Origin of the sequence: Succinivibrio faecicola, from assembly GCF_019448115.1 — a bacterium.
Classification (GTDB): Bacteria; Pseudomonadota; Gammaproteobacteria; order Enterobacterales; family Succinivibrionaceae; genus Succinivibrio; species Succinivibrio faecicola.
The window spans coordinates 29,162-51,024 of the sequence record NZ_JAGFNY010000005.1 but is presented as its reverse complement, the minus strand read 5'-3'; the positions used below and the strand labels follow the sequence as shown (position 1 = coordinate 51,024).

General features: G+C 39.4%; 19 protein-coding genes. 5 read left to right on the top strand and 14 right to left on the bottom strand.

The features are described from left to right. The first annotated feature begins 27 nt into the window (after positions 1-27). The 3 genes from gdhA (at position 28) to J5V48_RS02820 (ending at position 3,751) form a co-directional block, all read left to right on the top strand. The gene (gdhA, locus tag J5V48_RS02830; protein WP_219936902.1) at positions 28-1,380 is read left to right on the top strand and encodes an NADP-specific glutamate dehydrogenase; all 1,353 of its coding nucleotides are present in this window, start codon (positions 28-30) and stop codon (positions 1,378-1,380) included. Between the two features lie 233 nt (positions 1,381-1,613). Continuing rightward, entirely contained in the window at positions 1,614-2,948 is a 1,335-nt protein-coding gene (locus J5V48_RS02825; protein WP_219936900.1) for an anaerobic C4-dicarboxylate transporter, read from the top strand. Positions 2,949-2,992: 44 nt separating this feature from the next. Continuing rightward, a complete protein-coding gene (locus J5V48_RS02820; protein ID WP_219936898.1) occupies positions 2,993-3,751 on the top strand; it encodes an SDR family NAD(P)-dependent oxidoreductase in 759 nt (252 codons plus the stop codon). Between the two features lie 61 nt (positions 3,752-3,812). Here the strand turns inward: J5V48_RS02820 and dapB are convergent, their stop codons facing one another. The 10 genes from dapB to rluB all read right to left on the bottom strand — a co-directional run bounded on the left by dapB (position 3,813) and on the right by rluB (position 15,957). Beyond that, positions 3,813-4,586 carry a 4-hydroxy-tetrahydrodipicolinate reductase gene (gene dapB, locus J5V48_RS02815; protein WP_219936896.1) on the bottom strand — a complete coding sequence of 258 codons (774 nt, stop codon included), beginning with the start codon at positions 4,584-4,586 and terminating at the stop codon, positions 3,813-3,815. Between the two features lies 1 nt (position 4,587). Then, complete coding sequence (locus J5V48_RS02810) at positions 4,588-5,073, bottom strand: GNAT family N-acetyltransferase (protein ID WP_219936894.1); 486 nt, start codon at positions 5,071-5,073, stop codon at positions 4,588-4,590. Next, entirely contained in the window at positions 5,070-6,749 is a 1,680-nt protein-coding gene (gene recN / locus J5V48_RS02805) for a DNA repair protein RecN (protein WP_219936892.1), read from the bottom strand. Before recN ends, J5V48_RS02810 begins: the two co-directional genes overlap by 4 nt. A gap of 8 nt (positions 6,750-6,757) precedes the next feature. Next, positions 6,758-7,675, bottom strand: a complete 918-nt coding sequence (locus tag J5V48_RS02800) for an NAD(+)/NADH kinase (RefSeq protein WP_336244982.1) — start codon at positions 7,673-7,675, stop codon at positions 6,758-6,760. Positions 7,676-7,794: 119 nt separating this feature from the next. Continuing rightward, positions 7,795-8,151 (bottom strand): 30S ribosome-binding factor RbfA, encoded by a 357-nt coding sequence (gene rbfA, locus J5V48_RS02795; RefSeq protein ID WP_219936890.1) that lies wholly within the window; start codon positions 8,149-8,151, stop codon positions 7,795-7,797. Between the two features lie 8 nt (positions 8,152-8,159). Continuing rightward, positions 8,160-10,679, bottom strand: a complete 2,520-nt coding sequence (gene infB, locus J5V48_RS02790; RefSeq protein ID WP_219936888.1) for a translation initiation factor IF-2 — start codon at positions 10,677-10,679, stop codon at positions 8,160-8,162. Positions 10,680-10,700: 21 nt separating this feature from the next. Beyond that, positions 10,701-12,188 carry a transcription termination factor NusA gene (gene nusA, locus J5V48_RS02785; protein ID WP_219936886.1) on the bottom strand — a complete coding sequence of 496 codons (1,488 nt, stop codon included), beginning with the start codon at positions 12,186-12,188 and terminating at the stop codon, positions 10,701-10,703. Positions 12,189-12,211: 23 nt separating this feature from the next. Beyond that, positions 12,212-12,706, bottom strand: coding sequence for a ribosome maturation factor RimP (rimP, locus tag J5V48_RS02780; protein ID WP_219936884.1), 495 nt, complete (start codon positions 12,704-12,706; stop codon positions 12,212-12,214). A gap of 191 nt (positions 12,707-12,897) precedes the next feature. Further along, positions 12,898-14,523 (bottom strand): TerC family protein, encoded by a 1,626-nt coding sequence (locus J5V48_RS02775; RefSeq protein WP_219936883.1) that lies wholly within the window; start codon positions 14,521-14,523, stop codon positions 12,898-12,900. Positions 14,524-14,784: 261 nt separating this feature from the next. Then, complete coding sequence (rluB, locus tag J5V48_RS02770) at positions 14,785-15,957, bottom strand: 23S rRNA pseudouridine(2605) synthase RluB (RefSeq protein ID WP_219936882.1); 1,173 nt, start codon at positions 15,955-15,957, stop codon at positions 14,785-14,787. Between the two features lie 156 nt (positions 15,958-16,113). Between rluB and zapA the strand changes: the two genes are divergently transcribed. Both zapA and J5V48_RS02760 read left to right on the top strand, forming a co-directional pair. After that, a complete protein-coding gene (gene zapA, locus J5V48_RS02765; RefSeq protein ID WP_219936879.1) occupies positions 16,114-16,449 on the top strand; it encodes a cell division protein ZapA in 336 nt (111 codons plus the stop codon). Between the two features lie 4 nt (positions 16,450-16,453). After that, positions 16,454-17,047 carry a 5-formyltetrahydrofolate cyclo-ligase gene (locus J5V48_RS02760; protein ID WP_219936876.1) on the top strand — a complete coding sequence of 198 codons (594 nt, stop codon included), beginning with the start codon at positions 16,454-16,456 and terminating at the stop codon, positions 17,045-17,047. 119 nt (positions 17,048-17,166) lie between these two features. Here J5V48_RS02760 and secG read toward each other — a convergent pair whose 3' ends face one another. From secG to ftsH, 4 genes are all read right to left on the bottom strand, one after another. After that, positions 17,167-17,541 carry a preprotein translocase subunit SecG gene (gene secG, locus J5V48_RS02755; RefSeq protein ID WP_219936874.1) on the bottom strand — a complete coding sequence of 125 codons (375 nt, stop codon included), beginning with the start codon at positions 17,539-17,541 and terminating at the stop codon, positions 17,167-17,169. 78 nt (positions 17,542-17,619) lie between these two features. Continuing rightward, positions 17,620-18,963, bottom strand: a complete 1,344-nt coding sequence (gene glmM / locus J5V48_RS02750; protein WP_219936871.1) for a phosphoglucosamine mutase — start codon at positions 18,961-18,963, stop codon at positions 17,620-17,622. 11 nt (positions 18,964-18,974) lie between these two features. Then, positions 18,975-19,835, bottom strand: coding sequence for a dihydropteroate synthase (locus tag J5V48_RS02745; RefSeq protein ID WP_219936869.1), 861 nt, complete (start codon positions 19,833-19,835; stop codon positions 18,975-18,977). Between the two features lie 36 nt (positions 19,836-19,871). Further along, positions 19,872-21,839 carry an ATP-dependent zinc metalloprotease FtsH gene (ftsH, locus tag J5V48_RS02740; RefSeq protein ID WP_219936867.1) on the bottom strand — a complete coding sequence of 656 codons (1,968 nt, stop codon included), beginning with the start codon at positions 21,837-21,839 and terminating at the stop codon, positions 19,872-19,874. Positions 21,840-21,863: the final 24 nt, after the last annotated feature.

Genomic DNA, 21,863 nt, shown 5'->3' with positions numbered 1-21,863 from the left:
TACTAACAGGTAATCAAGGAGACAGAAATGTCATATACTCAGAGAGTTTTAGCTTCTTTAAAGGCTAAATATCCATTCCAGCCAGAATTCCTACAGGCTGCAGAAGAAATCCTAACAACTTTAGAGCCAGTAGTTGCTAAAGAGCCTAAGTACGAGAAGTACAAGATCTTAGAGCGTATGGTTGAGCCTGAGAGAACTATCTCTTTCCGCGTTGAGTGGGTTGATGACAAGGGTGAAGTTCAGGTTAACAAGGGTTACCGTGTACAGTTCAACTCTGCAATTGGTCCTTACAAGGGTGGTATCCGTTTACACCCAACTGTAAATGAGGGCGTATTAAAGTTCTTAGGTTTAGAGCAGATCTTAAAGAACTCATTAACCGGTACTCCTATCGGTGGTGCTAAGGGTGGTTCAGACTTCGATCCTAAGGGCAAGTCAGAGACTGAAATTATGCGTTTCTGTCAGGCATTCATGATTCAGTTACACCGCTACATTGGTGCAACTGTTGACGTACCAGCTGGTGATATCGGTACTGGTGGTCGTGAGATCGGTTACATGTACGGTGCTTACAAGCGTTTAACAACCCGTTACGAAGGTGTTTTAACTGGTAAGGGCTTAAACTACGGTGGTTCTTTAGCTCGTACTGAGGCAACTGGTTACGGTACCGTTTACTTCACAGACGCTATGGTTAAGGATCGTGGCGACAGCTTACAGGGCAAGAAGTGCGCAGTTTCTGGTTCAGGTAACGTTGCAATCTACTGCTGTGAGAAGTTATATCAGTTAGGTGCTACCCCAGTTACTGTTTCTGATTCAACTGGTACTATCTATGATCCAAACGGTATCAAGGTTGACGTATTAAAGCAGGTTAAGGAAGTTGAGCGTGCTCGTTTAACCCGTTATGCTGAATTAGTTTCAACTGCAGAGTACACTCCAGTTGAGAAGTACCCTGAGGGCAAACACCAGGTATGGTGCTACAAGGTAGACTGTGCATTCCCATGTGCAACTCAGAACGAGTTAAACGAGGAAGACGCAAAGACCTTATTAGCAAACGGCTGTAAGGTTGTAGCTGAAGGTGCAAACATGCCTTCAACCTTAGGCGCTATCAAGCAGTTCTTAGACGCTAAGATCGCTTATGCACCTGCTAAGGCAGCTAACGCTGGTGGTGTTGCTACTTCTCAGTTAGAGATGGAGCAGAACGCTGGTATGACTTCATGGACTTTCGAAGAGGTTGACAGCAAGTTACACACCATTATGACAAACTTATACAAGAACGTTGCAGAAACTGCTCGTGAGTTCGGTGTTGAAGGCAACTTAGTATTAGGTGCTAACATCGCTGGCTTCCGTAAGGTAGCAGACGCAATGATCGCTCAGGGCGTTATCTAATAGATAACTAACCTCAAAAAAATGCCGGTACATGTACCGGCATTTTTTTTACTATCTTCATATAAAAGCATAACTTCATGATTTAAATAAAAATAAATTGTGACAGGCTACTGTTTTTTTTAATTTCTACAAATATTTTTTTTGATATTCCACCAAAATTTATCTTAAAAAACATGATTTAACTGATTTCAGACCTATATTTCTTATAGTTCTTGGTAATTTGGAGCTAAATTATGTTAATTGCTGAGTTTATTTTCCTTCTTATCATGCTTTATGCAGGAAGCAGATTTGGAGGTATAGGTCTAGGTGTTGTTTCTGCAATAGGACTTGTTGTTGAAGTATTTATACTTAGAATGCCCCCAGCATCAGCACCTGTTGATGTTATGCTCATTATTATTGCTGTTGTCAGCTGTGCTGCTATTCTTGAAGCAGCTGGCGGTCTTAAATATATGCTACAGATTGCTGAAAAGCTTTTAAGAAAGAATCCAAAGAGGATTACCTTTTTTGGCCCTCTTGTAACCTATACTCTATCTTTAATGCTAGGAACAGGTCATGCTGTTTATACAATCATGCCGATTATCGGTGATATCGCACTTAAAAATAAGGTAAGACCTGAAAGACCTATGGCGGCAGCCTCTGTAGCATCCCAGCTTGCTCTTACAGGTTCACCAATTTCTGCGGTTGTTGCCTGCTATCTTTCAAAAGATGTGCTTGCAATTCCAGGACTTGAAAACCTGAATCTTATGACAATACTTATGGTTACAACACCTGCAACCTTTCTTGGTGTAATTGCTCTGTCTTTATACTCTAACTTCAGAGGTAAAGATCTATATGAAGATCAGGAGTTTTTAGAAAAGCTCAAAGATCCAGAATTTAAAAAGGAAATTGAGTCTACATCACATACTACCTTAGATGAGAAACTATCAATATCATCAAAGCTTTCTGTATATCTGTTCTTACTAGCTCTTGTCACAATTGTGCTTATTGCGGTATTTCCAGAAGTAAGAACCATTGGAAATGCAACAAGACCTATCAATATGGGTATTATCATTCAGATGATAATGCTTTCCTTTGGTGCAATTATTCTGATTGCAACAAGAACTCCTGTTAAGAATATCCCAAATGGTGTCGTATTTAAGTCAGGTATGGTTGCTTGTATTGCAATCTTTGGTATAGCCTGGATGTCTGATACATATTTCTCATATGCAATGCCATCTTTTAAAGCATCCATAACAGGAATGGTAAATGAATATCCTTGGACATTTGGTTTTGCTCTGTTTGCTGTATCAGTTGTTGTAAATTCTCAGGCAGCTACTGCAAAGATTTTGCTCCCTGTTGCTATTGCAATCGGTCTACCTCCACAGGTTCTCATAGGCCTGATGCCTGCAACCTACGCATACTTCTTTATTCCAAACTATCCATCAGATATTGCAACAGTCAACTTTGATGTAACAGGAACAACAAAGATTGGTAAATTCTACTTTAATCATTCTTTCATGTTCCCAGGTTTAATCGGTGTTCTGACTGCATGTATTGTTGGTCTGTCACTGGCAAAAGTAATTATCTGATAATAAAGGAAAGATTTATTTCTTAACAAACATAAAGGATGCATATGATTGAGTTACTTGGAAAAACCGCTTTTGTAACAGGTGCAAGTGAAGGAGTCGGTCTTGAAATTGCCAAAGCTTTTTTCGACAGAGGAGCTAAGGTTTATCTTGCATCGAAAAATTCAGAACAGTTAACAAATGTCTGCAATAAAATGGACACTTCACTTACAAGGGCAATCCCTGTACCTCTTGATGTGTGTTCAAATACAGCAATAGATGAAGTGTTTGCAAGATTCAATGCTGACGATGTTTCTTTTGATATTCTGGTAAATGCAGCAACAGTAACACCAATAATCGGTATCCAGGATATCAATTATGAGTTATGGCAACAGGCAATCGATACAAATCTTACAGGAGCTTTCTTCATAACACAGCATTGCCTTAAGAGAATGAAAGAGAAATGTTATGGCAAAATAATAAATATCATCTCTTGTTTTGCAAAAGAAGCTTTCATGAACACAAGTGCACTTGCTGCATCTAAAGCAGGACTTGCCATGTTAACTAAATGCATTGCAGTTGAATATGCAAAATTCAATATTAAAGCAAATGTTATTACAACTGGCTTTATAGATACACCAGGTTATAAAGTTCTTAAGGAAAACCAGGTTATCAATGACAAGATCCTAAATGCTGCACCACTTGGAAGATGGGGCAATACAAATGATATTGCACAAGTAGCGGTATTTCTTGCAAGTGAAAAGTCTGAATATATTACAGGATCTGAAATTCAGGTTGATGGAGGACTGCTAAGTAAGCTTCTTTAATGATACAAGTGAAAAAGGCGGAAAACACCGCCTTTTTCATATCATAGATGCATATATACGATTAAGCCTTCAGGCCTAAAACCTCGTTCATATCATATAAACCAGGCTTCTTATTCTCAAGCCATAATGCAGCTCTGAATGCACCACGGGCAAAGGTCTGACGAGATGTTGCAATATGAGATAATTCTACTCTTTCACCTTCTGAGCAGAACATTGCAGTATGGTTACCAACAATATCACCACCACGAACTGATGAGAAACCGATTGAACCATAGATTCTTTCACCTGTGATACCATCACGGCCTGATACCATTACATCCTTTAGATTTACATTGCGTCCTGCAGCTGCAGCCTCACCAATAGCAAGAGCAGTACCAGATGGAGAGTCAACCTTGTAGCGGTGATGAGCTTCTACGATCTCAATATCTGAATCCCCCATAATCTGAGCAGTCTTCTTTACAAGATTTAAAAGAACATTTACACCAACAGAAAAGTTTGCTGCAAAAACGATAGGTACATGCTTTGAGTATTCTTTAATCTGATCTTTTTGATCATAATCAAAACCAGTTGTTCCTAATACAACTTTGCAACCATGCTCCTTTGCATACTTTAAAACGTTTAAAGAACAATCAGGGCGAGAGAAATCAATAAACAGATCAGGAGCGGCTGACAGCTTATAAGGATCGTCAACTACTTCTGCACTGCAGCCCGATGGGAGAGTATCAGTATTCTTATCGATACCACAGACAATCTTAGCACCATCCAAACCTAAACAGCATTCATAAAGAGCATGTCCCATACGGCCACCCAGGCCAACGATACCAACTTTGAGCATCTTATAACTCCTTTTCCATTTCAATTAAGTGCTCTAATTTTACACTTACTTTAGAAAAATGTAACGATCTATAGAAAGCCATTGCACCATTATTAAGCATTTCTACATCGACCTTTAACTTTTTGCCCCCGCTCATTAAGACCATCTGCTCTGCAGTCTTCATTAAGAGGGTACCGATTCCATGTCTCATATACAGTGGATCGATATATAGGGCAAGAATATATCCGTCTTCAATTCTGCTTTTGAAGGTTATAAATCCATATATTCTAGTAGGACCTGTTGCGATGACTGTCTTATATTCATTTTCCTGTGACAGCCTCTGTTCCCAGAGTTTTGTAAACTGTGGATGTGTATAGTTGAAAGGAACTGATCTGTTCTCATAAACAGAAGAATTTAGCTCAAGTCTTGCAATCCTAGCGGCATCCTCAACCTTTGCCCATCTTACTTTTACATTAAGTCCGCCTTTTAAGGTAACTGATGAACTCACTTGTCACTTCCGCTTGAATCTAACAGAGCTTTTGCAGAACCTCTAGTATCTTCGGTAATTACGTTACCACCCATCATTCTTGCAATTTCCTCAATTCTTCCATTTTCATCTAGCTCTTGAACAAATGATGATGTTGTACCATCCTTTTCTACCTTTGTTACAAGAAACTGATGATGAGCCATAGCTGCGACCTGTGGAAGATGGGTTACAGTAACAACCTGTACATTTGTTGAAAGACGTCTTAAAAGACTTCCAACAGATGAAGCTGTTCTTCCTGAAATACCGGTATCGACCTCATCAAAAATTAAAGTCTGAGTTGAATTTGCAGTACTTGTTAATACTTCGATTGCAAGAGCAAGTCTTGATAATTCACCTCCTGATGCTACAGTAGACAGTTCAAGTGGTTCCTGACCGATATTAGCTGAAAACAGGAATTTAACCTCATCCCTTCCTGATCTTCTTGGTCTTGACTCTTCATCTCTTGTAACAGATGCATTAAAAACGCCGTTACTCATTGCAAGTTCATGGATACTGTCTGTTACTGATTCAGACATCTTTTTTGCAGCCATTGCTCTTTTTTCGCTCAGAGCTGATGCCTTTTGTTCATAGTCAGCTCTTAAAGACTTTACCTCATTTGTAAGAACTGCAATTTTCTCTTTTAGAGAAAGAAAATACTCAAGATCGTTTTGCTTTTTAGCCAGGATCTTATGAACTTCATTTGGCTGTACCTTGAATCGTCTTGCAAGCTCATGACATTTAGACAGCTTTTCTGATAGCTCCTCTACCATCTGAGGATTTGCCTTTAGTGAAAAATTGTCTAGTTTTTCTCTTGCTCTATCAAGTAGTGATGCTGCATTTGTCAGATCGTCAACAATAGGATCGATACTTTCTTTTGCATAAACACTAACTCTTGATAAATCACTTATTCTTGCACTTATAATATCAATGATATTGTGTTCATCATTCTCAAGAACTCCCTGTGCTAAAGCAATTGCATCCTGTGCCTGTGACAAATGAGAAAGAGCATCAAAATCAGAGCTAATCTTTTCATAATCACCTTCGTGCAGATCGAGTTTTTCAAGCTCATCAAGTTCAAATCGAAGTGTCTTGTAATTGTTTGCTCCATTTAGCTGTTCATCAGCTAGATTCTGCAGAAGATTTCTTTTGCTTATGTATAAGTCATAGGATGAAGCAACTTCTGATACTTCTTTTGAAAGACCTGCAAATGAATCTAAAAGATTAAGCTGATTTTTCTCATCTATAAGCTTTACTGATGCATGCTGACCGTGAATTGCAACAAGTGAGTCAGTTACTTCCTTTAAAACACTTAGTGTACAAGGGACATCGTTTATATAGGCTTTTGATTTGCCATCCTTTGTGACTACTCTTCTGATAACAAGATCAGATGTATCATCTGATGAAAGATCGTGCTCTTTTAGATATGTTTTTAAAAGCTCATTAGAGTCAATTGAGAAAACAGCACTGATTTCTGCCTTATCACAGCCATTTCTTACGAAAGCGCTATCAGCTCTTGAACCTAATATCAAAGACAGCGCATCGACACTTAAAGATTTACCTGCACCTGTTTCACCGGTTATGCAGGTCATACCTTCTGAAAAATCTAGAACATTCTTCTCACTTAAGGCAAAATCTTTAACAATAAGCTGTAAAAGCATACTATCTCCTAAACAAGGCTGCGACCAAAACCAAGCTTCTGTCTTAACAGTGAATAATAATCATATCCTTCAGGATGAATCAGAACCAAAGGTGTATGATGCTGTCTTATAAAGACCGAGCTGTTAGTATCAGCTCTCATGGTTACCTGACCGTCACAGTTGATTGCAATTAACTCAGCTAACTCATCAGGTGCCTCAAATTCAATCTTAACCTCAGATTTGCCTGGAATAATCAGAGGTGAACAGTTCAGTGACTGAGGAAACATTGGAACTAAGGATAACAGATCAAGATGCGGCTCAATAATAGGGCCACCTGCAGAGAGTGAATATGCTGTTGATCCTGTAGGAGTATTTACAATAATACCATCGCCTCTCATGGTATAAAGATGAGTACCATTAATACTTACTTTGAAAACCATCATATGTGCCATGGTTCCTGAGTGAATTACAGTCTCATTTGTTGCAAGTGATGAACCGATAAGCTCGCCTACACCGTCATCTGAATCTCTTGAAACCCTAACATCAATCATTGTTCTCTCTTCAAGAGAATACTGACCGCTCACTACCTTTTTAAGGCTTTCATCAATGTTATCTGGATTTACATCAGTAAGAAGACCTAAATGACCTCTGTTGATTCCAAGAACTGGAACCTTAAGATCAACTAGTGTTCTTGCTGCACCTAATAAGGAGCCGTCACCGCCAATTACAATGATAAGATCAAGATCTCTCATCTCTCGTCTTGTAATTGACTGTATTTCACTGATATTAAAACCAACTGCAGTATTTGCATCAAGATAAACCTTCACTCCAAGCTTTGTCAGTTTATCTGCAATCTCTCTTATGGGACCTGCCATTGGTCTTTTATATACCTTTGAGACAATCACAGCAGTACTTATTGGTTTTTGTACAGGTTTGTCGTTCAACACCTTTGGCTCCGTTTGGTAAAATTCTTTTGCTGAATATAACTGTAAATCAAAAATAAATAAAAGACAAAATAAAAAAAACAAAATCCCAATTAGTATGGATAATTGGGATCTTCATGATTTTAGTCTTTGTTAAGACCTTTTTTAATCAGTGCGTCTAATCGCATACTTTCAGTAAGCAGTGAATCATACCTCAGATCAAGATCCGGCATGTAACGCAGATTAAGTCTTTTTGCTACTGCAGAACGCAAGAATCCTTTTGCACTCTTCAAACCTTTCATTGCAGCTTCAATTTCTTCTTTATTATCTGTTAAAAAAGAAATGTATACACGAGCGTTTTTCAGATCTGGAGATACGTCAACTTCAGTAATAGTTGCGTTTTTTACTCTTGGATCCTTGAGTTCATTATGCAGTACATCAGCTAATTCGCGAAGTACTGCAGTAGCTACTCTTTCGTTTCTTCCGTAACTTCTTGGCATATTATCCTTTAGTCAAGTGTACGTGCAACTTCAACCTTCTCGAAGCACTCGATACGGTCGCCTACGCGTACATCCTGATAGTTCTTAACACAGATACCACATTCGTTGTTCTGCTTAACCTCAGATACGTCATCCTTGAAACGACGCAAAGAATCAAGCTCGCCTTCGAAAATAACGGTGTTATCACGAAGCACACGAATAGGTGCAGCTCTCTTTACGATACCTTCAACAACCATACAGCCAGCAATTGCACCGAATTTTGGATGTCTGAAGATTTCACGAACTTCTGCATATCCGATGAAGTTCTCACGAACCTCTTTCTTAAGAAGACCAGACATAGCCTTCTTCACGTCATCAATCAGATCGTAAATAACACTGTAGTAGTGTAAATCAACTGACTCTGTATCAATAACCTGTCTTGCAGGGCCGTCAGCACGAACGTTAAAGCCGATTACAACAGCGCCATCTGCTGCAGCTAAGGTTGCATCGTTTGCAGTAATACCACCAACGCCTGAACCGATAATCTTAACCTTAACCTCATCGTTACCAAGCTTGAGAAGAGCATCTGAAATTGCTTCAACTGAACCTTGAGTATCAGCCTTAAGAACAAGCTTGAGTTCTGAAGCATTGCTCTCTTTGAACATAGATGCAAGCTGAGCACTCTTCTGTTTTGCAATCTTAAGTTCTCTGAATTTACCCTGTCTGAACAGAGCAACTTCACGTGCCTTACGCTCATCAGATACTACAGTAACCTCATCACCTGCAGATGGAACACCTGACAGACCAAATACCTCAACAGGAATTGAAGGACCAGCTTCAGCTAGCTCCTTACCGTTCTCGTTGCGCATTGAACGAACACGACCATACTGCAAGCCGCAAAGAACGATGTCACCCTTCTTTAAGGTACCAGAACGAACCAGAACTGTTGCAACAGGACCACGGCCCTTATCAAGACGTGATTCGATTGTTACACCTTCAGCCATTCCATCATGAACAGCCTTTAGCTCTAAAACTTCAGCCTGTAATGTGATAGCTTCCAATAGCTCATCAACACCCATACCAGTCTTTGCAGATACCTCTACGAACTGGTTTTCACCACCCATAGACTCAGGAATAACTGAGTGCTGCATTAACTCATTGATTACACGCTGTGGCTCAGCACCTGGCTTATCCATCTTGTTGATAGCAACAATCATTGGAACTTTAGCAGCCTGAGCATGCTGAATAGCTTCTAAAGTCTGAGGCATTACACCGTCATCAGCAGCAACAACCAGAACAACGATATCTGTACACTGAGCACCACGTGCACGCATTGCGGTAAATGCAGCATGACCTGGTGTATCTAAGAATGTAATACCGTCATTTCTTGTCTGTACATGATAAGCACCGATTCTCTGGGTAATACCGCCGGCCTCACCTACAGCAACCTTTGACTTTCTGATGTAGTCAAGTAAAGATGTCTTACCATGGTCAACGTGACCCATGATTGTAACAACAGGAGCACGTGGAAGTGCCTCAGCCTGAGTTTTACGATCAGATAATAACTGATCCTCAATCTCATTTTCTTTTCTTAAGATTACCTTATGGCCCATTTCCTCAGCTACCAACTGAGCTGTAGCCTGATCTAAAACCTGATTGATGCTTACCATCTCACCAAGCTTCATTAAGGTCTTGATAACTTCAGTTGCCTTAACAGCCATCTTTGCTGCAAGTTCTGCAACTGTAACAGTCTCACCTATCTCAACATCACGGGATACTGGAGCTGCAGGTTTTATAAATCCGTGCTGCTGCTGATTTAGCTTAGCTGCACCCTTAACACCCTTAGCACCCTTACCGCCTTTCATGCGGCGATCTCTTCCGTTTGAATTTGACTGCTCATTTTCTTCAAAACGCTTAGAATTACGTCTGTCAGCACCCTTTTCACGGTGACGACCACGGTTTTCCTCTTCACGCTCCTGACGAGCCTCTGCTTCACGAACATAACGTGAAGTAGTCTGATCTTCATCTTCGTCCTGATGTGCTCGAGCCTCTTCTTCAGCAGCCCAGCGAGCTTCATTTTCCTCAGCTAGTCTGCGAGCTTCTTCAGCAAGGCGCTTTGACTCTTCTTCTTGCTTTTTCTTCTGCTGCTCTTCTTGAGCACGACGAAGTTCAGCTGTTGCTTTATCTTCTTCCTTGTCTTTGTGATTAGCAGCTTCTTTAGCTTTAGCCTGAGCCTGTGCTTTTGCAGCCTCTTTAGCCTTAGCTTCCTTTTCAGCCTTCTCGCGTGCAGCTTCTAAAGCCTTCTGCTCTGCCTCAGCCTTCTTCTTAGCTTCTAAAGCCTTCTGCTCTTCTTCAGCTTTTGCCTTGGCAATTGCTTCTTGCTCTAGCTGAGCCTCACGCTCTTTACGATCAACAATAACCTTTTTCTTGCGAACTTCAACCTGAACCTGCTTTGAAGAACCAGAACTCTGAAGAGTCATGGTTCCTGAAGTTTTCTTCTTTAAGGACATGCGCTTTGGTGCGCCTTCTTGTAAATTCTCTTCTGTCATATATTATCCTATATCCTTAAATTAGTTGTTTGAGTCTTTAAACCAGTACTCATTACGTGCAGCCATGATGATTTCACCAGCTTTCTTTTCATCAAGACCTTCAATGGAGGTCAGATCATCAGTTGCCTGCTCTGCTAAATCTTCACCAGACTTGATTCCGTGATCAACCAACTTAAGCGCCAGTGACTCATCTATACCCTCAAGAGCAACGAGTTCCTTGATTGCCTGAGCATTCTGGGCATTCTCAATCTTTTCAACAGCCTCACGAGCTACAGACTGAAGCTGTTCTGCTGTTTCCTCATCCATGCCTTCAATTTCAAGAAGTTCAGATGGTTCAACATAAGCAACTTCTTCTAATGTTGTAAATCCAGCATCTGACAGTGCAGTTGCAAATTCATCATCAACATTGAGATTTTCTGTAAAGTTCTTGATAACCTTACCAACTTCCTTCTGAATATCTGACTCAAGCTCTTCTTCGGTCATAACCTTAAGTTCCCAACCTAAAAGCTGAGATGCCAAGCGAACATTCTGACCGTTCTTTCCAATGGCAAGAGCTAAATTCTCAGGAGCTACAGCAATAAGAATGCTGTGATCTTCCTCGTTGATAATGATGCGTGAAACCTCAGCAGGCTCCATAGCATTTGTTACATACTGAGCTAAGTTCTCATCATAAAGAACAACATCAATCTTCTCGCCTGACAGCTCATTTGAAACAGCCATTACACGAGCACCACGCATACCGATACATGCACCACGTGGATCAATTCTTCTGTCCTTTGAACGAACTGAAATCTTTGCTCTTGAACCTGGGTCACGAGCAACACCCATGATTTCGATAACGTCTTCACCAATCTCAGGAACTTCGATTCTGAATAATTCCTTTAAGAAATCAGGTGATGTTCTTGAGCAGATGATCTGAGGACCACGATTGTTCTCTGTTACGATATTCTCAAGCAGAACCTTAACTCTGTCACCACGACCATAGGTCTCGTGAGGAATAATCTGATCGCGCTTTAAAACAGCTTCTGCATTGTTGCCAAGGTCAAGAACCATGATATCGTGGCTCTGCTTTTTAACTGTTGCATTAACAACATGACCGATGTGCTCACGCTGCTCTGATACAACCTGCTCGCGCTCAGCATCCTTAACTTTCTGTGATAAAACCTGTTTTGCAGTCTGAATAGTGATACGGTCAAACTTAACAGATTCAATCTGCTCTTCAACAATATCACCAACCTGAATACCAGGGTGGTCAACTAATGCAGCTGCAAGAGAAATCTGCTGTGAAGGCTTATCAAGAGGTCCTTCATTATCAACAACCTCCCAGCGACGGAAAGTATCATATGAACCTTCTTTTCTATCAATCTTTACACGAACTAAAATCTCAACCTGGTATTTTTTCTTTGTAGCAGTAGCTAAAGCTGTCTCTAAAGCCTCAAAAATCTTCTCTCTAGGAATTGCTCTTTCGTTTGATAAAGCTTCTGCAATTGCAATTATCTCTTTACCCATTTTAAATTAAGTCCTCTGTATGATTAACCTTTAGTTGCCTTCTTTGAGTTTGACGGAAATTCAGGTACAACTCGTGCGACACTAACGTTTGCGAATGATACTTCCATCAAACCTGAAATCTTGTCGTCGATCTTTACAAGACCGTCTTGAGTGATTTCAGTTAAGGTTCCCTGTAACTTATGTCTACCCTGCATAGGGATACGAAGCTCTGCCTTTACAGTTTTTCCAACATAAGCTTTTGCCTGTTCAAGTGTAAACAGAATCCTGTCAAGACCAGGAGATGATACCTCTAGAGTATATTTAGGTGAAATCAAATCAGCTGTGTCCAATGCAGGTGACAGAACATCCATGATCTCTCCACACTTATCTGCATTCACACCGTCTTCTGACTCAATAAATACCTGAAGAATTGCATGATCGTTGCCTCCGTGATAACGGATACCCCAGACCTCTACGCCCATAGACTCAATAAGTGGAGTTACAAGCTGTGCAACTTTTTCTTCAATGGTTCCTGCCATTATTTCCTCTTAACAAAATTATCAGTTCAACTCTAGCTTTGAAACATAAAAAAAGGACCACTAACTAGAGGTCCCTTTATAGTTCCGCTATATCAGGCAGTATTTCTACTGCAAGGTTCAAGCTCACACTTGAACAGACTCGACACAATACGTATCAAGTGCTCTATTTATAACAGATATGAATAAAAAAATCAAGTATTTTCCTCTTCTGTGCTATAGACCTTAGTAAGCACCAGAGCGTCAATTGAGGTTAAATCTGCACTTGTTACCTCAATTTCCCAGCCGTCTATACTTATCCTATCTCCCTTTACAGGAACTCTCTGAAGTCTGTCTAAAACAAAACCGGCAATAGTCTGATAATGTTCAGATGGAGGAATGAAAAGACCGGTACTTCTCTGAACGTCTGGCAATATAGCATCACCATCAATCATGAAGGATAATTTCTTGTCATCAAGAGGCACAATCTCGGGAGTTTCTGTTTTTTCAGGAAGCTCGCCTGTGATCTCCTCAATGATGTCATGAACAGATACGATACCTTCAAATGCACCGAACTCATCGTATACAAATCCTCTATATCTTTGAGTCTGTCTAAACTGCTCTAGAATGCTCAGAATATTGACTGAATGAGGAATATAAAGAGGCTTTATAAGGCATTTTTCTATTTCTGAATAATTTGGATTCTTATGTACAAACAGTGACAGAAGCTTTGCCCTTGAAATAAATCCTACTGGCTGATCCTTATGTCCATTCTTGTATGCAACAAGATATGAGCATGTGAACTTTTGAGCTTTTGCAAGAATTGCTGGCAATGATCCGTCTATCTTTATCATCTGAAGATCAGTTCTAGCTGTCATAACTGCTTTTACAGGAAGAGCAGACAGTTCAAGCACTCTTGAAACCATTTCCTTTTCAAGTTTATTAAACATGTAGGCTGAAGGCTTAGAAACAATTGCCTCCTGAATTGAGTGCACATTATCCTGATTTGAGCCTAATAATCTTAAAACCAGTGATGCTGCAACCTGCCTTGATTGCATATTGTTTGAATGATTGATTTTAAGAATATTCTTTCTTGAAACCTGATTAAAGATTTCAATTAGCAATGAGAATCCGATTGCTGAATATAAATATCCTTTAGGCACTTCTATATGGAATGATTCCATAATCAGAGCAAAACCGATAAGCAGCAAGAACCCAAGACATAGGATAACAACTGTTGGATGACGGGAAACAAATCTTGCAATAAACTCTGAAGCCCAGATGAGAAGAGCCATAGCAATCGATACTGCAATAATCATAATATAGGCATGCTGTGTCATACCTACAGCAGTAATAATGGCATCACCTGAGAACAGCACATCAAGGATCATGATCTGTGTTGATACAATCATGAAAGACTGACCTGCAGCCTTGCTTACAGATACAGTATCATCTACTGATGCTTCAAGTTTTGTATGAAGCTCTTGTGTAGCCTTGTAAATAAGGAATGCACCGCCAAAGAATAGCATCAGATCACGAACTGATACTGAAAAATCAAAAACTGTAAACAATGGTTTTGACATTGCCATGACATAGGCTGCAAACATCATCAGAATAATTCTGATTACCAAAGCTCCGACAAGACCGATATATCTTGCAACTCTAGCCTGGTGTGGAGGTAGTTTCGCGCTTAAAACAGCAATAAACAGCAGGTTATCAATACCTAAAACAACCTGAATTGCACTAAGTGAAATCAGACCAACCCATGCAGTTGGATCGAGCATCCATTGTAGATCAAATAACAGAGCATGAGATGTAGCCAGTGCTGCTTGAGAATCCATTACAGCACCTCTTTATATTTAACTGATTGAATAAATGAACAGAAATTATTGAATTGAAGATAAAGTGAACTATTCGGGTCTGCGTTCATATAATTTATTTATTTTTCCTCTTTTGTGAAAACACATACTAATAATACAACAAGTTTCTGAAAAAAACTTTGATTAACATAATTGTTTAACAATAAGACTTGCTCACAAACATTTTTGTAACAAAAAAAGATGATTCAACATAACAAGAAAGCTCCTATTGGAGCCTTCTATTTAACCGTTACGTTTAACTCTTGGATATGAGTGAGATGAACTTGATCTAGACTTGAATGTTAGACCATGTTTAAACTGTCTTCCATCATCTCTTGAAAATGAAGATGACTTTCTAGACTCAACACCTTTTGAAGAATATGATGATTTCTTATCAAATCTGTCAGAGCTGGTTCTGTCAAATTTATTAGCACCTTTCTTATAGGAAGATGTCTTTGACCTCGAGAATCTATCAGAAGTTTCACTACTGCCTTTACTAAAAGTTGATGATTTTGCATAAGGACTTCTCTTTGAATCATTATGCTGATCCTTTTTTGAATCCTTATGAAAAGGCTTCTTGGCAACTGGTTTATCAAAAACCTTTTTCTGAACAGCTTTTCTTGATCTTGTTGAAGAACCTTTTGCTGTATCTAGTGGCTCTGGCAGTGTTGCCACAGGATCAAGGTGTACAGTCTTTCTTAATTTGTTAAGTTCACTTAAGGTCAACTCTCTGAACTGTCCTGTCTTTAAATCAGGATCAAGATCGATTGAAGCATATGAAATTCTTATAAGTCTACTTACTTTAAGACCTACAGCTTCCCAAAGGCGTCTAACCTCTCTTTTTCTACCTTCTTTGAGAGTGACATGGTACCAGGCGTTGCGACCTTCACCACCAACATAGACAACCTTATTGAACTTAGCCTTACCGTCCTCAAGCATTACACCTGTTTCAAGCTGCTCTATCTGTTCATCTGTAACATCGCCATAAATACGGGCAGCATAGATACGCTCAATCTCATACTTAGGATGCATAAGAGCATTTGCAAGAGTTCCATCTGTTGTAAACAGAAGAAGACCTGATGTATTGATATCAAGACGACCAATATAAATCCATCTGCCAGATGGTGGCTTTGGAAGATGATCAAAAACAGTTGGTCTGTTTTCTGGATCACTAAGTGTAGTTAGCTCGCCTTCAGGCTTATGATACATAAGCACTCTACATTCATTAGTAACTGATTCAGGAGTAAAAACAACCTTAGAATCAATCTTTACAGTGATTTCTCTCTCATCGTAACGCTCACCGATAGAAGCGAGTTTACCGTTAACTGTTACGCGACCTTCAGAAATAATCTGTTCTAAAGCTCTGCGAGATGCAATTCCAGCACGGGATAAAATTTTCTGTAACTTCTCAGTCATAATTATTTGCGCAAATCTATTTCATCAAGTATTGATGATTAAAAAAAACTTAATAATTCTATCATACAAATGGAGTATTTTCACATTAGACACATCAAGAGTTAGACATTCACTAAAGTATCTTCTTTTGCATATCAAAAATTAAAAGGAAAAAACATGAATTCTCGTGTACATGATACAATCCAAACAGGAGGAGTTATGGACAGTCAGAATACTCAACTTATTCAGTTTTCATCCCTTGGAGAAAACTTCTCATTAAGAGTTCCTGTAAAAGAAGTAGCAAAACTAAAGGCTGCTATTGATAAGCTCAACGAGAAAGTAAATGCAAGATTCAACAAGAATCCAGGTCTCACACCATTACAATGTGCTATTCTTGTTGCACTCGACTGCGTTGAAGAGCTGAATGAAAACAACAGCTCTGACAGTGAATTCTACAAAAAAGTTCTACAGCAATTCACAAAAATGAATAAGATTGCAAAAAACATAGAGTAAAAAAATGGATAGTTCAAAAGAACAAAGAAACTTGCTAAGACAAGAAATTCTAGCTAAAAGAAGACAGCTCACGGCAAAAGAATCAGCTCAAGCCGGACTTTCAATTCTAAAAACCATAATGCAGATGAATGTCTTTAAAAGAACCGTGAATGTCGCCTCCTACATCAGTCTTTCAGGTGAGCTGTGCACTCAGGATATGAACGAATATTTCATGACAAGACACCATTTATGCCTTCCTTATATGGTTACAGGACAGAAAGGGAAAATGGATTTTTATTCTTTCAAAAAAGGAGATGAGCTTGTTGAAAACAGATTTCATATTTTAGAGCCTAAAAATCAGCCTGAAAATCTTGTATTAGAAGATAAAATTGATGTAATCGTTGTTCCTTTAGTTGCTTTTGATAATAAAGGAAACAGAATGGGCATGGGTGGTGGCTATTACGACAGAATGCTCAAAAAAGTCAGAAAAGACTGTCTAGTTATAGGTGTTGCCTATGAATTTCAGCAAGTTGATGAACTTTTAGTTGAAGAATGGGATATGCCGATGGATATTGTTATTACAGAAAAGAACTGTTACGAATTCAGAAAACAACGATAGTTTTGTGATGAAGAAAAATTATTAAAGAATTCAAACATCAAAAAAAGTCCCAAACGGGACTTCATTTGTTTTAACAGATTTTCTTACAGTAAACCGTAACTTTTTTCAGAAAATCTATATTATTTATCAGAAGGTGCGTCGGTTGCTGATGGAGCATCAGTCTCAACAACAGGTGCATCAGTATTAACTACTGGAGCCTGATCTACTGTCTGCTCAGACACAACTGATTCTTCGATATTGCTAAAATCAGACTTCTCTTTGTGAGCTGACTTCTGTAAATAACCTAATAGAAGGCAGATTGCAAAGAATAAGAAAATCAAAAACCATGTTGAACGGGTCAGGAAGTTACCTGAACCTACTGAACCGAAAACAGTATTTGATGCACCGGCACCAAAAGATGCGCCCATGCCAGCGCCCTTACCCTGCTGTAACAGAATCAAGGCAATCATAGCTACAGCTACTAATAATAAGAAAACAATTGCAATTTCGTACATAATAAAATACACGCCCTATATAATCTGCGCTTTTAGATTGGCAAATGATACAGTTTATTCAGATGATTTTCAAGTATTTTAGCAACCTGACTGGCGAATAATTACATCCGCAATTCTCTGTGCCTTATTATGAACATCATCCTTGTCCTCGCCTTCAACCATAACTCTGACAACAGGCTCAGTACCTGATTTTCTAAGAAGTACTCTACCCTTATTACCCAGCTCTTTTTCAACTGCAGCAACTTCCTTCTGAACTGCTTCATCAGTTGTAACATCAATGCTGGTTGTCATTCTGACGTTAATCAGATCCTGTGGGAACATTTCAAGTCCTGATGACATCTCAATAAGATCCTTACCTTCATTGATACATGCCTTTAAAACCTGAAGTGCTGAAACAATACCATCACCTGTAGTTGCATGGTTCAGGCATATGATATGACCTGAATTTTCGCCACCAAGTTTCCAGCCTTTTTCAACTAGCTGCTCTAGTACATATCTGTCACCAACCTTTGCTCTTGAGAAAGGAATATTCTCACTAGCAAGAGCAAGCTCTAAGCCAAGATTGGTCATAAGTGTACCTACAACACCACCGTTTAAACGACCGCGCTTGTTAGTATCCTTTGCAATAACATATAAAAGATTGTCGCCATCACGAAGAGTACCTTTGCTGTCACACATTAAAACTCTGTCACCATCACCGTCAAAGGCTATACCAAGATCAGCCTTAGTTGCAAGTACCTTAGCAACAAGAGCCTCAGGATGTGTTGAACCAACACCATCGTTAATATTGATTCCGTTTGGCTTATCACCGATAGTAATTACTTGAGCGCCTAATTCTCTGAAAACCTGAGGAGCAATGTGATATGTTGCACCGTTAGCACAGTCAAGAACAATCTTCATGCCATCAAGACTCATTGATGGATTGAAAGTTGATTTACAATACTCAATATAACGGCCTGGGGCATCATCCTGTCTGAATGCTCTACCAAAATCCTGTGCATTTGCAAGTTCAATGCTTGGAGCATCAAGATATTTTTCAATTTCTAATTCAACTTCATCAGGAAGCTTTGTTCCCTCTGATGAGAAGAACTTAATTCCATTATCAAAGAAAGGATTGTGTGAAGCAGAAATAACGACACCAAGATCTGCTCTGAATGCTCTTGTCAGATAGGCTATTGCAGGAGTTGGCATTGGTCCTAACATAACAGGAGACATACCACCTGCAGAAAAGCCAGACTCTAGAGCAGCTTCAAGCATATAACCTGACAGACGTGTGTCTTTACCTATGATTACCTTACCGCCATTCTTATTACCAAGAACCTTACCTGCAGCAAGACCTAATTTAACAGCAAAATCTGGAGTAATAGGAAACTGACCTACACGGCCACGTACACCGTCGGTACCAAAATATTTTCTTTGCATAGTTATTCTTCTTATTTATCTTTGTGATGTTTTTTTAAATCTCGTAAAGTGTCTCTAAGAGTTCTTAAACGTCTTACGATAGCCTTTGAAATACCATATGGTTTTGTCTTGCTTGACATAAGTTGCCAGAAACCGATTGCAATAGCGACCTCAGCAACCTCAGAAGTTCTTATTATCTGAACAGATTTAGCAGCAGCACAGAAAATAGCTGTTGTCAAAGACAGAACATGATTCTCATTCATGAAACGATCTTCTTTTGGTAACTGTCTTGGAATTGCAACAAGCATAGGCAAAGCAAAACTCTTGAAAGATTCTAGTCTGCCTATAAGCTTGAGTCTTGCACTTACGGATGCATTGACAACGGATGGATCAATGACCAGTCGCTTTCTGTCAATTCCAGCTTCAAGACACGCATCAATGCGCTCAAAAAAGTATTCACTGACTTTAGCAACAATATCCTCATCATCGCAAATCTTGGATTTTGGTTCATAATGCAAACATATAAGAACATCAGAATCTTTTACAAGATCCATAACACCTTCTGAAGCTAAACCATCGTTACTGATGATCATTGCAACTCCGGCATTTATAGCTTGCTCTATGATCTCTTTTGAATTTGAATTGACTGCAACTGGGACATTTACGGCATTTAAAACAGCGCCTAAAACAGAACTTACTCTTGTCTCATCAAGCCCGTTACAGCCAACTTTTGCACCTACCTCTAAAAACTCTGCTCCAGACTGAACAAAGGATTTTGCAAGCATAACCAGATCTTCGATACTTCTTGTATCATCTTCAGTCAGTGCAATAGTACCCATCACCTTTGTATATGACAGATCAATTGCATGGCCTTTTGGTAATCTAAGTTTCATTGTTTCCCCTTAGTCTGTTATCGTTATAAGGATATTCTAGTTTAAATCATCCTTTTTTGATGTGCTATCTGTCAAAGAGGAATCATTATTTTTCTGCTCGCTCTTTGCTTTTTCTGAATTTTCTGAAGATTTTTCAGAATTATCCTTATTGTCACCATTTGAAGATGATTCATCAGTTGATTTTTCAGACTTTAAGCTTGGAGCTCTAACTTCTCTTCTGTTCATCAGATCATCAATCTGATCTGCATCGATAGTCTCATATTTGAGCAGAGCATCTTTCATATTCTCAAGAATATCTTTATTTGACTCTAAAAGCTCTTTTGCTTTCTTATAGCAAGAATTAATGATCTCTGTTACTTCTTCATCAATGATGAGTGCAGTCTTGTCGGACATTGCAACTGTTGTTGAGCCTGAACCACCAAGATACATTGACTGTTCACTGTCTTTTTCATACTGCATAGGTGCCAAACGCTTTGAAAAGCCCCACTTGGTTACCATGTTTCTTGCAATAAGAGTTGCTCTTTCAATATCATTTGATGCACCAGTGGTTACAGAATCCTCACCAAACATCAGCTCTTCTGCAATTCTTCCTGCAAACAGAGTTGATATATTTGATAGTAGACCTCGTCTGCTCTGTGATACCTTATCCTGTTCTGGAAGATACATGGTTACACCTAATGCTCTTCCACGAGGAATAATTGAAACCTTGTAAACAGGATCGTGCTCAGGTACAAGTTTACCTACAATGGCATGACCAGCCTCATGATAAGCTGTATTAATCTTCTCATGCTCATTCATTGCCATTGATCTGCGCTCAGCACCCATCAGAAGCTTATCTTTTGCTTCTTCAAATTCCTGCATGCCCACAACCTTCTTGTTATGACGGGCTGCACCTAAGGCTGCCTCATTTACAAGATTTGCAAGTTCGGCACCAGAAAAACCAGGAGTTCCTCTTGCAATAGTTGCAGTGTCAACATCAGGAGCTAAAGGTACCTTTTTTACATGAACATTTAATATCTGTTCTCTTCCTCTTACATCAGGAAGACCTACAACTACCTGACGGTCAAAACGACCAGGTCTTAATAATGCAGGATCAAGAACATCAGGTCTGTTTGTAGCTGCAATAATGATTACAGCCTCAAAACCTTCAAAACCGTCCATTTCAACAAGTAACTGGTTTAAGGTCTGCTCACGCTCATCGTGACCACCCCCCATGCCAACTCCACGCTTTCTGCCTACAGCATCAATCTCATCAATGAAGATGATACATGGAGCGTTCTTTTTTGCTGTTGCAAACATATCTCTTACACGAGATGCACCTACACCAACAAACATCTCAACGAAATCAGAACCTGAAATTGAGAAGAAAGGAACTTTTGCCTCTCCTGCAATAGCTCTTGCAAGCAGTGTCTTACCAGTACCAGGAGGACCTACCATTAGAACACCACGAGGAATTCTTCCGCCAAGTTTTGAATATTTTGTAGGATCCTTTAAGAAATCTACAAGTTCAACAACATCCTCTTTTGCCTCGTCACATCCTGCTACATCAGCAAAAGTTGTCTTAATCTGATTCTCTGATAGAAGCTTGGCTTTTGATTTACCAAAGGATAACGGATTTCCTTTTGATCCACCCTGCATCTGGCGCATATAGAATATCCAGACTGCAATCAAAAGAAGCATTGGGAACCATGAAACAAAAATTGAAAGAAGAGTGCTTGGCTCTTCTGGCTTAGTTCCTGAAGCTCTCACATTATGAGTTAAAAGAGAATCGATAAGAGAAGGATCATTCATTGGCATGACAGTTATGAATTTTTCACCTGACTTCTTCATACCATTGATGACCTTGCCATCAAAGACTACTTCCTGAATGTGATCGGACTGAACCTCGCGGACAAAACTTGTATAATCCTGCATTCTTCCTGTTGACTCTGATGAGGTAAAAGACTCAAACAGTGTCATCAAAATTACTGCAATAACAAGCCATAAAATAAGATTTTTTGTCATACTTTCTCGCTCTGTTATGAAGAA

Bases quoted from the DNA above. Each gene is read 5' to 3' on its own strand.
- J5V48_RS02760 (WP_219936876.1), top strand. From the start codon at position 16,454: ATGGATAGTTCAAAAGAACAAAGAAACTTGCTAAGACAAGAAATTCTA.
- rimP (WP_219936884.1), bottom strand. From the start codon at position 12,706: ATGGCAGGAACCATTGAAGAAAAAGTTGCACAGCTTGTAACTCCACTT.
- J5V48_RS02745 (WP_219936869.1), bottom strand. From the start codon at position 19,835: ATGAAACTTAGATTACCAAAAGGCCATGCAATTGATCTGTCATATACA.
- J5V48_RS02820 (WP_219936898.1), top strand. From the start codon at position 2,993: ATGATTGAGTTACTTGGAAAAACCGCTTTTGTAACAGGTGCAAGTGAA.
- infB (WP_219936888.1), bottom strand. From the start codon at position 10,679: ATGACAGAAGAGAATTTACAAGAAGGCGCACCAAAGCGCATGTCCTTA.
- ftsH (WP_219936867.1), bottom strand. From the start codon at position 21,839: ATGACAAAAAATCTTATTTTATGGCTTGTTATTGCAGTAATTTTGATG.
- glmM (WP_219936871.1), bottom strand. From the start codon at position 18,963: ATGCAAAGAAAATATTTTGGTACCGACGGTGTACGTGGCCGTGTAGGT.
- zapA (WP_219936879.1), top strand. From the start codon at position 16,114: ATGAATTCTCGTGTACATGATACAATCCAAACAGGAGGAGTTATGGAC.
- secG (WP_219936874.1), bottom strand. From the start codon at position 17,541: ATGTACGAAATTGCAATTGTTTTCTTATTATTAGTAGCTGTAGCTATG.
- J5V48_RS02825 (WP_219936900.1), top strand. From the start codon at position 1,614: ATGTTAATTGCTGAGTTTATTTTCCTTCTTATCATGCTTTATGCAGGA.
- rluB (WP_219936882.1), bottom strand. From the start codon at position 15,957: ATGACTGAGAAGTTACAGAAAATTTTATCCCGTGCTGGAATTGCATCT.
- dapB (WP_219936896.1), bottom strand. From the start codon at position 4,586: ATGCTCAAAGTTGGTATCGTTGGCCTGGGTGGCCGTATGGGACATGCT.
- recN (WP_219936892.1), bottom strand. From the start codon at position 6,749: ATGCTTTTACAGCTTATTGTTAAAGATTTTGCCTTAAGTGAGAAGAAT.
- gdhA (WP_219936902.1), top strand. From the start codon at position 28: ATGTCATATACTCAGAGAGTTTTAGCTTCTTTAAAGGCTAAATATCCA.
- rbfA (WP_219936890.1), bottom strand. From the start codon at position 8,151: ATGCCAAGAAGTTACGGAAGAAACGAAAGAGTAGCTACTGCAGTACTT.
- nusA (WP_219936886.1), bottom strand. From the start codon at position 12,188: ATGGGTAAAGAGATAATTGCAATTGCAGAAGCTTTATCAAACGAAAGA.
- J5V48_RS02775 (WP_219936883.1), bottom strand. From the start codon at position 14,523: ATGGATTCTCAAGCAGCACTGGCTACATCTCATGCTCTGTTATTTGAT.